Source organism: Serratia sp. EC4 (genome assembly GCF_059652115.1).
On record NZ_JBNIDE010000003.1, the window covers coordinates 482,175 to 496,223 of the forward strand.

Genomic DNA, 14,049 nt, shown 5'->3' on the forward strand with positions numbered 1-14,049 from the left:
ATTCAGGGCCCGCTTGATGGGCCCTGAACTACTGGCTCATGGCCATGGCGACGCATAGCCATCGTATGATCGAACCAGCGCACCAGTTCGTTGCGCAATTCGGTAGGCAACGCCGCCTGATGATAACCGGCTATCGCGCCGCCCAGCGACAGCAGCACGCGCAGACCCAGATTGGTCTGCTGTTGCAGCAGGCGAAGATAGCTACGTTTAGCGCCATGCAGCCGCAGGTCATAGGCATTGCGAATACCCGCTCGCCATAGCAAGCGCTCCATGTTGACATCTATATTCGGCAACGCCTTCAATCTGCCGTGATCGCCGGCCTTGAGCCGCTGTTCTCGGCGCGCTTCCCTGATAGCCTGCCAGGCCAGCCCTACCAGCTCGTTGCGTTCCCGCCACAGCGACTCGTCAACCCAGTAATAGCGCAAGGTGATGGGCACACCGCGCTTGGAATAGACCATATTGACCATGCCCCGGGCGCGAAAGGCCGGTTCCATGCTCGCCGTAGCCCGCAAGTACAATTCACCTTCCGCTACCACCGCAAACATTACCCCTTCAGCCAGCAGCCCATAGCCGCCAAACTGTGATCGTGTGGTGATGGCGCCCAGCGCCGCAAAGCAATTTTTAGCCTGCGCGATTCTTCTCGTCGACATCCTTTTCATAGCGTTCCTCCTTTTTAGGTTCTGGCCGTATTATTTCTCTCATCAATGAAAAAAGTAACGTGAACAACTAATTAGAAAAATACGCACTATCCGCCCGCCTGCCAATCACAAAAATCGTCGGTACAAAAAATGATCGCAATTATGCGAGCCGCTACGAAAATTTGGGTTGATCTTATCCTAAATCAGGGATACTGTATAAACATACAGTAACACGACGGGCGGGAACTTTATGCGTACTCAATCACTCTACCAACCTCATTTCGGCCATGGCTCTTATACAACGCGCAATGTTGCGAAGAACACGGATATCGGCAAAGAGAATGGCTTGATCAGTGAACTTGTTTACAACGAGCGCCAGCCCGCAGTGGCTCAATTACTGTTGCCCCTGCTGCTGCAATTGGGCAAGCAGTCTCGCTGGCTTCTGTGGCTGACGCCGCAGCAAAAATTAAGCAAGCAATGGCTGCAGCAATCCGGCCTGCCTGTCGATAAAATGGTGCAATTGAGCCAAATCAGCCCGGTGAATACGGTTGAGGCGATGGAAAAAGCGCTGCAAACGGGAAATTACAGCGTGGTTCTCGGCTGGTTGCCCGAGCTAACGGAGGAGGATCGTCTAAAATTAAGACGTGCGGCAGAATTGGGTAATGCCTATGGGTTTATCATGCGCCCTCAACGTGACATTAGCCCGACTCACGGACACTGTTCCACCCTAAAAATTCACTCTTCTTTGTATCATTAAGTAAATTTAGGATTTTTCCCATCATTTTCGCACCCCCTAAGCGGAACCTTTGCGGGGGAAGGCAAAAAGCTAGTCCGGCTGCGGTTTGGCAGGCAAAAACGCGCGATGAATCGCCGTTTTTTTAGGCTGAGAATGTTAGCAAATATGTACGATTCCGCGTTTTTTTTTAGAGCCTTATCACATCACACTTGTAACTTTCGCGCCACGTTGTAGACTTTACATCGCCAAGGTTGCTCTATAACGTCAGAAAAACTGGCGAGTAACAAACGAGGGCTTAAACCTTGGCGAAGGAATTTAACCAAGGGCTTAAACAGCTTTAAAGCTCATTGCCTATTTGGATGATAACGAGGCGCAAAATGAAAAAGACAGCTATCGCATTAGCAGTGGCACTGGCAGGTTTCGCTACCGTAGCGCAAGCCGCTCCAAAAGATAACACCTGGTACACCGGTGCTAAACTGGGCTGGTCCCAGTACCATGACGTTGGCTTCTACGGCAACGGTTACCAGAACGGTATCGGCAACGGCCCAACCCATAAAGATCAGCTGGGTGCCGGCGCGTTCCTGGGCTACCAGGCAAACCAATACCTGGGCTTCGAGCTGGGCTATGACTGGCTCGGCCGCATGCCTTACAAAGGCAGCGTGAACAACGGTGCTTTCAAAGCGCAGGGCGTTCAACTGGCCGCTAAACTGAGCTACCCAATTGCTGACGATCTGGACATCTACACTCGTCTGGGTGGTATGGTATGGCGTGCAGACTCCAAAGCTAACTACGGCCGTACTGGTCAGCGTCTGAGCGACCACGACACCGGCGTTTCTCCGCTGGCTGCTGTTGGTGTTGAATACGCACTGACCAAAAACTGGGCTACCCGTCTGGATTACCAGTTCGTAAGCAACATCGGTGACGCAGGTACCGTTGGCGCACGTCCAGACAACACCATGCTGAGCCTGGGCGTTTCTTACCGCTTCGGTCAGGATGACGTAGTTGCTCCAGCACCAGCTCCGGCTCCAGCTCCAGTTGTTGAAACCAAGCGTTTCACTCTGAAGTCTGACGTGCTGTTCAACTTCAACAAATCTACTCTGAAAGCAGAAGGCCAGCAGGCTCTGGATCAGCTGTACACCCAGCTGAGCTCCATGGATCCTAAAGACGGCTCCGTAGTTGTTCTGGGTTACACCGACGCCGTTGGTTCTGACCAGTACAACCAGAAACTGTCTGAACAACGCGCACAGAGCGTTGTTGACTACCTGGTCTCCAAAGGCATCCCGTCAGACAAAATCTCTGCACGTGGTATGGGTGAAGCAGATGCAGTTACAGGCAACACCTGTGGCTACAAATCTGGCCGCGCTACCAAAGCTCAGATCGCTTGCCTGGCACCAGATCGTCGCGTAGAGATCGAAGTTAAAGGTATCAAAGACGTTGTAACTCAGCCTCAGGGCTAAGTTTACTCGCCTAATAAAAAACCCCGCCAATGCGGGGTTTTTTTTCGTCCTCTTGTTGCCAGAACATTCAATGCCTGGCGCCATAGAGGCGTTCTCACGCGCTTACTTGGGATCTTTGCCCAGAATCGCCTTCAAGTCTTCTTTCAACGACGACATCTGGTTCGCATACTTTTCTTTGCGTTCAGCGTCTTCGATAAGCTGCACGACGGTTTCCGACAGCGTAACGCCACGGCGGCGCGCCAGGGCAGCCAATCGTTGCCAAACCAAAAACTCCAGATCGATAGATTTTTTACGCGTATGCTGATGTTCTGCGTTAAAATGACGTTTGCGGCGGGCGCGGATCGTTTGTTTCATCCGGTTATCCAGTTCCGGATTCATATGAGCGGCAATCCATGCAAGTACCTTGACCGGCTCATTTTCCAGCTTCAGCAGCTCGTTAACCGCCTCCTGAGCAGCGCTGTTTTCAATGTAGCGGGTAATGAGTTCCCCTTCCCGGTGCTTCTTCACCAGGTACTTCCATTTCCAACCGCTCTCCAGATTTTCCAGTTGCTGATATTTCATCTTGAGCTCTTCAGTGACCGCGTAACTTCAAATAAGCATAACAGCTTTGCGCCGAATTTCCCCGGCAATTAAACCGTCTTTTAGACTGTTTTTTGCACAGTCACCGCGCGATGTCAAACTCCCTGATGCCAACTGGCACTCCGCATGTATCAAGCCGCCGTTATTCTTGTATAATCGCCCTTTCCCTTTTTAACGATTGCATCTAACACTTTGACCAATAACCGACTTGAATGGCAATCTTTATTGCCGGACGTAACGCCTTATCAGGCGATATTTGATACCGCCGCTCAGTTGGCACCCGTGCCCTTTTCCGCCATTCAGCCTCGGCTGGAAAATGCCCTGACGCTATTTTGCCACCCCCAATCGCCACCGCGTTTCATGCTGTTGAAAGCGCAAGAAACGCGTGAGTATCTGGAACTGATCGCTCACGCCGTCAAACCACTGCTGCCGAAAAATACGGCATGCCGCGGCAGCCACTATGTCATTCAGGATGGCAAGGTCAGCGTCGAGCCTGCCAGCCGTGGCGATGAACCTTTTGCCGCCGGCGGCGCTTGTCTGTTCCAGGAGTGGATTGAGCCGGAACAGCTGTTTGGCTGCGTACGGATCCACAATGGCGACATTACCCTGCAACCGGGTCTGGTGCACCAGGCCAACGGCGGCATTCTGATTCTGTCGGCGCGGGCGCTGCTTGCTCAGCCGTTGCTGTGGCTGCGGCTGAAACAGATGATCGGCCAGCGTCAGTTCCACTGGGTATCGCCAGACGAAACCCGCCCGCTGCCGGTAGCCATTCCACCGATGCCGCTGGATCTGCGGCTGATTGTAGTCGGCGACCGTCACGGCCTGGCCGATTTTCACGATATCGAGCCGGAACTGAGCGAACAAGCGATCTACGGTGAATTCGAAGACGATCTACAGCTGACTGAAGTTGATGATATGGCGCAGTGGTGCGGTTACGTCAACGGCGTGATTGCCGACCAGCAGTTGCCGATGCTGGCGACCGACGCCTGGCCGCCGCTGATCGTCCAGGCTGTGCGTTACAGTGGCGATCAGGGCATACTGCCACTCTCGCCGGTTTGGATTGGCCAGCAGCTATCCGAAGCCGCACTGTATGCCGAAGAAGATCGCATTACGGCCAAAGCGTTCGAGGCGGCGTTAAATGCCCGAGAATGGCGTGAAAGCTATCTGGCCGAGCGTATGCAGGATGAGATTGAGTTGGGTCAGATCCTGATTGAGACCGAGGGTGAAGTGGTCGGACAGATCAACGGTCTGTCAGTCCTGGATTATCCCGGTCATCCACGCAGCTTTGGCGAACCGTCGCGCATCAGTTGCGTTGTGCATCTCGGCGACGGCGAGTTCACCGACGTCGAGCGCAAAGCTGAACTGGGCGGCAACCTGCATGCTAAAGGCATGATGATCATGCAGGCGTTCCTGATCGCCGAACTGGATCTTGATCAGCAACTGCCCTTCTCCGCTTCCATCGTCTTTGAGCAATCTTATGGTGAAGTGGACGGTGACAGCGCCTCGCTGGCTGAGCTGTGCGCATTGATCAGCGCCCTGTCACAGCAACCGATCACCCAGCAGATCGCCGTCACCGGCTCTGTCGACCAATTCGGCAACGTACAGCCGATAGGTGGCGTTAACGAAAAGATCGAAGGTTTCTTCGAGGTTTGTGTACGCCGCGGTCTGACGGGCAAACAGGGCGTCGTATTGCCCGCGACCAACGTGCGCCACCTGTGCCTGCGCCAGGATATCGTCGACGCGGTACGCGAAGGGCAATTCCATCTGTGGGCGGTAGAGAGCGCGGCGGAAGCCTTGCCTTTGCTCACAGGTTGCCTCTACTCTGACGAACAACAGCCGAATTTGTTGGCGGCCATTCAGGAACGGATTGCGCAGGTGAGCCTGCAGGAACGCCGTCGTCCGTGGCCGCTGCGCTGGCTCAACTGGTTCAACCACGGCTGATCGGACTTGTTCAGCGTACACGTGTTAGCTAACCTGCGTCCTTCATTAAAATAAGGCTTACTGAGAACATGGTAGATAAACGCGATTCCTATACGAAAGAAGACCTCGAAGCATCCGGCCGTGGCGAGCTGTTCGGCGCCGGTGGCCCACCGTTGCCGGCAGGTAACATGTTGATGATGGACCGCGTGGTCAAGATGACCGAAGACGGCGGGACTCACAACAAAGGTTATGTGGAAGCGGAGCTGGATATTAATCCGGACCTATGGTTCTTCGGTTGCCACTTTATCGGCGATCCGGTCATGCCAGGCTGTCTGGGCCTGGATGCGATGTGGCAGTTGGTCGGTTTCTACCTCGGTTGGCTGGGTGGCGAAGGCAAAGGCCGCGCGCTGGGCGTTGGTGAAGTCAAGTTTACCGGCCAGGTGCTGCCAACCGCGAAAAAAGTGACCTACCGTATTAACTTCAAACGCGTCATCACCCGTAAGCTGATCATGGGCGTCGCCGATGGCGAAGTGCTGGTTGACGGTGAAGTGATCTATACCGCCACCGATCTGAAAGTGGGTCTGTTCAAGGATACCACAGCGTTCTAATCACGCAGACAAGAGGGCGGCCATCGTCTTCTTTGCTAATGCTCTTCGCATGCATGCCATCACGCCCAGCGTGATGGCATTTCTTTCTCTTACCGTTTAAAGACTACCCACCTCCTTTAATCGCCCGCTACCGAACCGGTTTATCCCGCATGTCTCTACCGAAACGGTCAAAGCCACAGGCCGCTTGAGCGCCCCCTCCCCACAGCCAGCTATCGACACGATAGCGGTTTTTGCGTCCGGTTATTTTCTTGCCCCTTAAAATCACCTAGTATAACCATCCACGTAACTACAATAAATGTACCGATAAAGGGCCGATATGCAAAAAACCCGCTTTAGCGATGCACCTTGCCCCGTCGCACGTTCATTAGATCGTGTCGGAGAATGGTGGAGCATCCTGATCCTGCGTGATGCCTTTCAGGGGTTGTCCAAATTCGACGAATTCCAACAAAGCCTGGGGATGTCACCGACTCTCCTGGCCCGACGCCTGAAGGATTTGGTGGCACACGGCATTCTGCATAAGCAACGTTATCAAACGCGGCCGGTCCGCTATCAGTATCTGCTCACCGAACGCGGCAACGATTTTCTCCCCGTGCTGGCAGCTCTCTCAGAATGGGGCAATCGCCATTTGATCGACGGTGACATTAGCGCCTTGTTAGTCGACAGCCGCACCGATCGGCCGATCCAGGTCCAGTTGGTCAATATCGATAGCCAACAACCGGTGCCGCCGCAGTTTATTACGCTGGCGCCAGGGCCTGCGGCAAATGAAGGCATACATCAACGCGCCGCACTGATGCGGCAACGGCGCCTCGCCGATTTATCCGAACTTACCAAGGAGTCGTCATGAGCAATCGTCGTATCGTTATTACCGGCATGGGTGCCGTTTCACCGTTAGGGTGCGACGTGGAGACCATCTGGCAACGTTTGTTAAAAGGAGAGTCCGGCATTCGGGCTTTACCTGACGAGATCGTTGCAGATTTACCGATCAAGGTCGGAGGTCAGGTTCCGGCGCTGGCGCAGGATGCTGAAGCGGGCTTCAATCCCGACGCTTCCGTCGCCCCCAAAGACCAAAAGAAAATGGATCGCTTTATCCTGTTTGCCATGGCGGCGGCGGATGAAGCCGTTCGTCAGGCCGGCTGGATAGCCGATACGGAGGAAAAACAAGAGCGCACCGCCACCGTCATCGCCTCGGGCATTGGCGGCTTTCCGGCGATTGCCCAGGCGGTACGCACCACCGACAACCGCGGCGCCAAGCGCCTGTCGCCCTTCACCATCCCCTCTTTCCTGGTCAATCTGGCGGCCGGCCATGTTTCCATCAAGCATCACTTCAAAGGCCCGATTGGCGCACCGGTCACCGCCTGTGCGGCCGGCGTGCAAGCCATTGGCGACGCCGTGCGTCTGATCCGCAATGATGAGGCCGATATCGCGCTGTGCGGCGGTACCGAAGCCGCTATCGACACCGTCAGCCTGGGCGGATTCGCCGCCGCGCGCGCTATGTCCACCGCACCGGCCGAGTTGGCAAGGCAGGCTTCTCGGCCTTTTGACAGCGCGCGAGACGGATTTGTCATGGGGGAAGGCGCCGGCATGCTGGTGATTGAAACGCTGGAACACGCGCGGGCGCGCGGCGCCACACCGCTCGCGGAAATCGTCGGTTATGGCACCAGCGCCGACGCCTACCACATGACCTCCGGTGCCGAAGACGGCAACGGTGCTTATCGGGCGATGAAAACCGCGTTGAAGCAGGCGAACGTCGCCCCAGAAGAGGTTCAGCATTTAAACGCGCACGCGACCTCAACGCCCGTGGGCGATCTGGGTGAAATCAATGCCATCAAACACCTGTTTGGCACGACAGGGAGCGTCGCGGTAACCTCGACAAAATCCGCCACCGGGCACCTACTCGGCGCCGCCGGCGGGCTGGAAACCATCTTTACCGCCTTGGCTCTGCGCGACCAGATCGCCCCGGCGACGCTGAATCTGGACAATCCCGATCCGGCGGCAGCAGGTTTGCACCTGGTCGCGAAACGGGCTGAATCGATGAGCATAACCTACGCCTTATCGAACGGCTTCGGCTTTGGCGGCGTGAATGCGAGTATTCTACTGAAACGCTGGCAGGACGAATAAACGGCACAAACAAAAACCTCCGCCAAGGGCGGAGGTTATTCCTTTTATTTGACAGGGAGCCGCTTAAGCGGTCACAGCCCTGTCTTCCATGGCTTCTCGCCAACCTCCCAGCCATTGAGACCGGGCGTCCACCGATGATTGGTAGGGACAATGTTCCCTGGAACGCCCTAAAATACCTGCCTGATACCCTCTCGAATGCGCCCTTTCCAGACGATCGCGTTTCTGTCTCTTCATGCCTCGTTTCCCTCATTTTGGTCTGGTGGAAAGAAAACAATGGCTGCTTTTTGCGCAGCCACGAGTAATCAATAGCGCTAAAAGAAGAGAAGATCAATGCGCAAAATTCACGCCAATGTCATATTTGTGAGCTACGCCCGAGGAAAATGCTAAGTGGCTGATCTGCCGAGAAAGGGTTTAACTGTTTGAAATAAAATATAAATCCCTGCCAGCGAGAAAAAACGGATTTTCACGCCGACAGGGATTAGACGATTTTAGACCAAATTATGACTAAATGCCGCCCATCTGTGCTGCGATAGCCTGAGCTTCCTGCTGCCATCCCTGCGCCAGGGTGCGCACCAGGGCATCATAGCCGTCTTCACCCTGTTTCAATTCCAGGCTGAAAGGCCGTTTGATCAAGCGCCCCTGGCGATTCAGCACCCACTCGCCGCGAATGATCGCCTTGCCGTCAAAACGGCCGTGGAAGCCGCTGATGGTCACGTTCAGTACATCCTGATCGCTGCTCATCGGCTGCGAAGAGACCACCCAGCCCGGCAGCGCGCTGCTCAGGTTGGTGACCAGCGTTTGCTGCAACTGCTGGTCGAGCGGGCTGGCCCACAGGTTGTTCTGGGCTATCACATACTGTACGTCGTTGGTCTGATACACCACGCCGTTCTGCGCCAGATAATCCGCCACGCTCACGTGTTCCAGCCACAGCTGGCGCGTGGAAGCGCCGCTGCTGCTGGCTGCAGCAGGCGCACCCAGCGCCGGCAACTGATAGTAAGTCTTCTGTGGCGAACTGCTGCAGGCGCTGAGTAACAGCGCCAGGGCTACCGGGATCCATTTCATCATTTCGTGGCCTTCTTCGGCTGAGGGTCAGTGCTGCCGGCGGCTTCAAACACCAGCGCGTTGCTCTTCTCATTCAGGGTGCGCAGCACCGGTTGCAGCTCACGCAATACCTGATCGAGGCGCTGCATGTCGCCCACCATCTTGTTGTAAGCCGGTGAACCAGGCTGGAGCCCTTTCATGCTGCGGTTCAGCTCCAGCAGCGTTTTCTGCATGTCCTGCGGCAGCGCCTGCATCTCTTTGCTGGCGATGATGTCGTTCAGCGACTTCATGGTCTGCTGCGTCGACTTCATGGTTTTCTGACTTTCTGCCAGCGTCTTGGTCGCTTCGTTGATCATCGGATTGATCGGCATCGAATTAATCTTATCCAACGTCTGCATCAGTTTCTGCTGGATCTGCGCCAGACCGCCGCTGGTGGTCGGCATCAGCGGATAACCGAACAGCTCGCGCGGCCCTTTCCACGGTTTTTCCTGCGGATAGAAGTCAAGATCGATGTACAGCGAACCGGTCAGCAGGTTGGCGGACTTCATCGAGGCGCGCATGCCGCGAGACTCCGCATCTTTCAGGTGCCCTTCAATATCGAAGTTGCCGCCCAGCTGTTTCTGGAAGCGATCCGGCTCGATGCGGATCAGCACCGGAATGCGGTAATCGTTATCCAGACGCTGCGCCATGCCGTCTTTATAGAACGGCACCTGCGCCACCGTACCCAGACGGATGCCGCGGAACTCGACCGGCGCGCCCGGCTGCAGGCCGCGTACCGAGTCGGAGAAGAACAGCAGGTAATCCTTATGCACGGTATACAGTGAATCCTGCGTGCTGCGCTGGTTGTCGAACAGCTGGTACTCCGCCTTCTCTTTCGCCTGTTCGCCACGATCCCAGCCGTCCGGCACGTCAAAACTGACCCCGCCGCTGAACAGCGTGGTCAACGAGCCCATCTCCACCCGCATGCCCTGCGCCGACATGTCAAACGCCACGCCGCTGTCTTTCCAGAAACGCACGTTGGTGGTGACCAACTGATCGTAAGGCGCGGTGATGAACAGCTGATAGCGCATAGCGCGTTCTTTAGGATCGAAGTAGCTGGTTTCCACCGACCCGACGCGATAACCGCGGAACAGCACCGGATCGCCGGCGTTGAGCTGGCCTGACTTCTCGCTGTCCAGCACGATGCGCAACCCTTTGGCATCCGGGGAGGCCAGCGGCGGCGCATCGAGCAACTGATAGTTGTCTTTGCCGTCTTTGCCTTTGTTGCCCGGCTGCAGTTCGATATAGGCGCCGGAGAGCAACGTGCCCAGCCCGGAGACGCCTTCACGGCCGATCTGCGGCTTCACCACCCAGAAAGCGGAATCCTGGCGCAGCAATTTTTCCATGCCGGAATTGAGGCGAGCCTGCACCATCACCTTGCTCAGGTCATCGCTCAACGTGACGGTTTCCACCACGCCGACGTCAACGCTGCGGCTTTTGATTTTGGTTTTACCCGCTTCCAGCCCTTCCGCCGTCGAGGTCACCAGCGTCACCACCGGCCCCTGATGGCTGAAGTGGTAAAACAGGATCCAGGCGCCGATCAGCGCGGTCACGATGGGAATGATCCACACCGGCGACCAGCGTTTGATCTTCTCGACGTCCGCGACGCTATGATTATTTTCCGTCACCTTGCGGCTCCTTGTTGATTGTTTCACTTGCGCGATCCCAGGTCAGCCGGGGATCAAATGTCATGGCGGCGAACATGGTGAGGATCACCACCAGCGCGAACAGCACGGCGCCCGTCGCGGGATAAATGCTCATCAACTGCCCCATTCGCACCAGCGCCGACAACACGGCTATCACAAACACGTCGATCATTGACCAACGGCCAACGAATTCGACCACTTCATAAATCAGATGCATACGCTCGCTGTCGGCGCGCGGTTTCTTCCTGCCGTTCGCATCCCAGCACAGCCAGCCGATCGCCAACATTTTCAGCGACGGCACCATGATACTGGCGATGAAAATCACCATCGCCACCGGATAAGAGCCGTCCCCCCACAGCAGGATCACCCCCGCCATGATGGTGGAGTTCATCTTGTTGCCCAACGCCTCGGTCACCATGATCGGCATCAGGTTGGCCGGAATATACAGCATGACAGAGGTCACCAGCAGCGCCAGCGTCCACTGCAGGCTGTGACGACGCCGCACGTAGCCCTTGGTGTGGCAGCGCGGACAGCGCACCTGATCGGCCGGCAAGATCGCCGTGCAGCACGCGCAAGAGCGCACGCCCTGGCGCATGCCGGTGCGCCCCACCGTCAGCGGGCGATTAAGTCGCGGCGCCGGTTCGATATCCTGCCACAACCAGCGCCGATCCACGCACTGGAAGGCGCGCACCTGCAGCAGGCAGAACAGGCAGTAAGGCACGAAGCTGCTGCCGATGCCGATATCGCCGTAGGCCATCAGCTTGACGAAGCTGACCAGCACCCCGGCGAGGAAAATCTCCACCATGCACCAGGTCTTGAACTGGAACAGCACCCGGGCCATCCATTCTTTGAGGCCCAGCGGCAAATGCACTCTGGCGCACAGCAGGATGATCGCCACCATGCAAAACGCCGGGATCAGCTGCACGAACACCATAAACAAGGTGGCCATGCTGGCGTAGTCTTCCGCCACCATGACTTCCGGGATTTGGATCAGCCGGATTTCGTTGCCGAGGCCGGCGACGCGCATGTTGATAAACGGGAAAATGTTGGCCAGCACCAGCATGAACAAGGCGCTGAGCGCGTAACCGATCGGCCGCTTGCGCGGCTCGTCCCAGCGGGCGCTGAGCGTGGTTTTGCAGCGCGGGCATACCGCTTTGCTGCCATAGGCCAGCGGCGGCAGCGCCACCAGCATGTCGCACTGCGGACACAGCATCAGGTTATCCTGTTGCGCCGCCGAGGGTGCGGAATGACTATGCTGCTGATGATTGTTGTGGGAACACACCATATTCCTCCTAAATAACGTTGCTCACCGGCACGTCGATGCCGCCCGCAGCAGCGCGCGGGCGGCATCGCAACGGTCAGCCGTTTTTCATCGCTTCCAGCTCTTCCCAACGGGCGAAGGCCTGCTCGAGCGCCTGCTCGGCGTTAGCCAACGCCGTCAGCACTTCTTGCGTTTCGCTATGCGGCCGCGTGAAGAAATCCGCGTCGCTCATCTGCGCCTGCAGCGCTTCGATTTCCGCTTCCAGCTGTTCGAGCCGCTGCGGCAACTGTTCCAGCTCACGCAGCAGGTTGTAACTCAGCTTGGCCGCCGTTTTCTTCGGCTGTTCGGCCTTTTTCTCCGCCGCCGGTTTGCTCGCGCTCGGCGCCGCCTGACGAATCGGTTTCGCCGTCGCGCGCTGGTGATGCGCATCGTAGTAACCGCCAACGAAGGCATTGATCACGCCGTTGCCTTCGAAGATCCAGCACTCGGTCACCGAGTTGTCGACGAACTGACGATCGTGGCTGACCAGCAGTACGGTACCCTGATAGCCGTCGATCAGCTCTTCCAGCAACTCCAGCGTTTCGACGTCGAGATCGTTGGTTGGTTCATCGAGGATCAGCAGATTGCTCGGTTTAAGAAACAGCTTAGCCAACAGCAGGCGGTTACGCTCACCGCCCGACAGCGCCTTCACCGGCGTCATCGCGCGTTTCGGGTGGAACAGGAAGTCCTGCAGATAGCCCAATACGTGGCGAGGACGGCCGTTGACCATCACTTCCTGCTTGCCTTCCGCCAGATTGTCCATCACCGTGCGTTCCGGATCGAGATCGGCGCGGTGCTGGTCGAAATAGGCCACTTCCAGCTTGGTGCCGCAGTGCACACGGCCGCTGTCGGCTTTCAGCTGACCGAGCATCAGTTTCAGCAGCGTGGTTTTGCCGCAGCCGTTCGGCCCCACCAGCGCAATCTTGTCGCCGCGCTGCACCTGGGCGGAGAAACCGCGCACCAGCACTTTTTCGCCAACCTGATAATTGACGTCTTCCAGCTCGAATACGATTTTGCCGGAGCGGGTCGCCTCTTCCACTTGCATCTTGGCGGTGCCCATCACTTCGCGGCGCTGCGAGCGCTCGACGCGCAGCGCCTTCAGCGCGCGCACGCGGCCCTCATTGCGGGTGCGGCGCGCCTTGATGCCCTGACGGATCCAGACCTCTTCCTGCGCCAGTTTGCGGTCGAACTCGGCGTTTTGCAGCTCTTCCACCCTCAGCGCTTCTTCTTTGCTCTGCAGATACAGATCGTAGTTGCCCGGCCAGGAAACCAGCTTGCCGCGATCCAGATCGACGATGCGCGTCGCCATGTTGCGGATAAACGAACGGTCGTGCGAGATGAAGACGATGCTGCCGTCGAACTCTTTCAGGAAACCTTCCAGCCAGTCGATAGTTTCGATATCCAGGTGGTTGGTCGGTTCGTCGAGCAGCAGCACGCGCGGCGAGCTCACCAGCGCGCGGCCCAGCGCCGCTTTACGCAGCCAGCCGCCGGACAGCGAGGAAAGTTCTGCGTCGCCGTTCAGCCCCAGCTGCAGCAGCACTTCGCTGATGCGGCTGTCGAGCTGCCACAGCCCCTGGTGATCGAGGATCTCCATGATTTGCGCCATGCGCGCCAGATTTTTCTCGCTCGGATCGCTCTCCACCAGGTGGGAAATCGCATGATACGCCTTCAGGTGTTCCGCCTGCTCCGCGACGCCTTCCGCCACAAAGTCGAACACGCTGCCGCCGATATTGCGCGGCGGATCCTGTTGCAGACGCGCCACGATCAGATCCTGTTCGTAGATCACCCGGCCGTCGTCCAGCGGGATCTCTTTGCCGAGGATCTTCAGCAGCGTGGATTTGCCGGCGCCGTTGCGCCCGACCAGACACACGCGCTCGTTGTCTTCGATATGAATTTCGGTGTTGTCTAACAATGGCGCATCGCTGAAAGAGAGCCAGGCGCCGGACATGCTGATTAACGACATAGTA

The 14,049-nt window shown here is 57.0% G+C and carries 13 protein-coding genes; 6 read left to right on the plus strand and 7 right to left on the minus strand.

Features of this window, described 5'->3' with window-relative positions:
- Positions 1–2: 2 nt before the first annotated feature.
- The gene (locus ACP39K_RS12665; RefSeq protein WP_028128001.1) at positions 3–659 is read right to left on the minus strand and encodes a TfoX/Sxy family DNA transformation protein; all 657 of its coding nucleotides are present in this window, start codon (positions 657–659) and stop codon (positions 3–5) included.
- Positions 660–888: 229 nt separating this feature from the next.
- On the opposite strand from ACP39K_RS12665, the gene sulA reads away from it, so the two are divergent.
- Together sulA and ompA are read left to right on the plus strand one after the other, a co-directional pair.
- Positions 889–1,395: an SOS-induced cell division inhibitor SulA gene (gene sulA, locus ACP39K_RS12670; RefSeq protein WP_015377359.1), complete on the plus strand. Its 507-nt coding sequence runs from the start codon at positions 889–891 to the stop codon at positions 1,393–1,395.
- Positions 1,396–1,751: 356 nt separating this feature from the next.
- The gene (gene ompA / locus ACP39K_RS12675) at positions 1,752–2,831 is read left to right on the plus strand and encodes a porin OmpA (RefSeq protein WP_004928134.1); all 1,080 of its coding nucleotides are present in this window, start codon (positions 1,752–1,754) and stop codon (positions 2,829–2,831) included.
- A gap of 102 nt (positions 2,832–2,933) precedes the next feature.
- Here the strand turns inward: ompA and matP are convergent, their stop codons facing one another.
- Positions 2,934–3,392 (minus strand): macrodomain Ter protein MatP, encoded by a 459-nt coding sequence (gene matP / locus ACP39K_RS12680; RefSeq protein ID WP_004928138.1) that lies wholly within the window; start codon positions 3,390–3,392, stop codon positions 2,934–2,936.
- Positions 3,393–3,602: 210 nt separating this feature from the next.
- Between matP and ACP39K_RS12685 the strand changes: the two genes are divergently transcribed.
- The 4 genes from ACP39K_RS12685 to fabF all read left to right on the plus strand — a co-directional run bounded on the left by ACP39K_RS12685 (position 3,603) and on the right by fabF (position 8,056).
- Positions 3,603–5,351: an AAA family ATPase gene (locus ACP39K_RS12685; protein ID WP_033640797.1), complete on the plus strand. Its 1,749-nt coding sequence runs from the start codon at positions 3,603–3,605 to the stop codon at positions 5,349–5,351.
- A gap of 68 nt (positions 5,352–5,419) precedes the next feature.
- Positions 5,420–5,938 (plus strand): bifunctional 3-hydroxydecanoyl-ACP dehydratase/trans-2-decenoyl-ACP isomerase, encoded by a 519-nt coding sequence (fabA, locus tag ACP39K_RS12690; protein ID WP_004928144.1) that lies wholly within the window; start codon positions 5,420–5,422, stop codon positions 5,936–5,938.
- 316 nt (positions 5,939–6,254) lie between these two features.
- A complete protein-coding gene (locus ACP39K_RS12695) occupies positions 6,255–6,782 on the plus strand; it encodes a winged helix-turn-helix transcriptional regulator (RefSeq protein ID WP_028127999.1) in 528 nt (175 codons plus the stop codon).
- Entirely contained in the window at positions 6,779–8,056 is a 1,278-nt protein-coding gene (fabF, locus tag ACP39K_RS12700; protein WP_497008553.1) for a beta-ketoacyl-ACP synthase II, read from the plus strand. Before ACP39K_RS12695 ends, fabF begins: the two co-directional genes overlap by 4 nt.
- A gap of 63 nt (positions 8,057–8,119) precedes the next feature.
- On the opposite strand, the gene rmf is transcribed toward fabF, so the two are convergent.
- The 5 genes from rmf to ACP39K_RS12725 form a co-directional block, all read right to left on the minus strand.
- Positions 8,120–8,290 (minus strand): ribosome modulation factor, encoded by a 171-nt coding sequence (gene rmf / locus ACP39K_RS12705; RefSeq protein WP_004928150.1) that lies wholly within the window; start codon positions 8,288–8,290, stop codon positions 8,120–8,122.
- A gap of 270 nt (positions 8,291–8,560) precedes the next feature.
- Positions 8,561–9,121, minus strand: coding sequence for a membrane integrity-associated transporter subunit PqiC (pqiC, locus tag ACP39K_RS12710; RefSeq protein ID WP_016928294.1), 561 nt, complete (start codon positions 9,119–9,121; stop codon positions 8,561–8,563).
- Positions 9,118–10,764, minus strand: coding sequence for an intermembrane transport protein PqiB (pqiB, locus tag ACP39K_RS12715; protein WP_016928295.1), 1,647 nt, complete (start codon positions 10,762–10,764; stop codon positions 9,118–9,120). The genes pqiC and pqiB overlap by 4 nt, the downstream gene beginning before the upstream one ends.
- A complete protein-coding gene (gene pqiA, locus ACP39K_RS12720) occupies positions 10,751–12,064 on the minus strand; it encodes a membrane integrity-associated transporter subunit PqiA (protein WP_373978911.1) in 1,314 nt (437 codons plus the stop codon). Before pqiA ends, pqiB begins: the two co-directional genes overlap by 14 nt.
- 76 nt (positions 12,065–12,140) lie before the next feature.
- Positions 12,141–14,045, minus strand: a complete 1,905-nt coding sequence (locus tag ACP39K_RS12725) for an ABC transporter ATP-binding protein (RefSeq protein WP_089184429.1) — start codon at positions 14,043–14,045, stop codon at positions 12,141–12,143.
- Positions 14,046–14,049 lie beyond the last annotated feature (4 nt).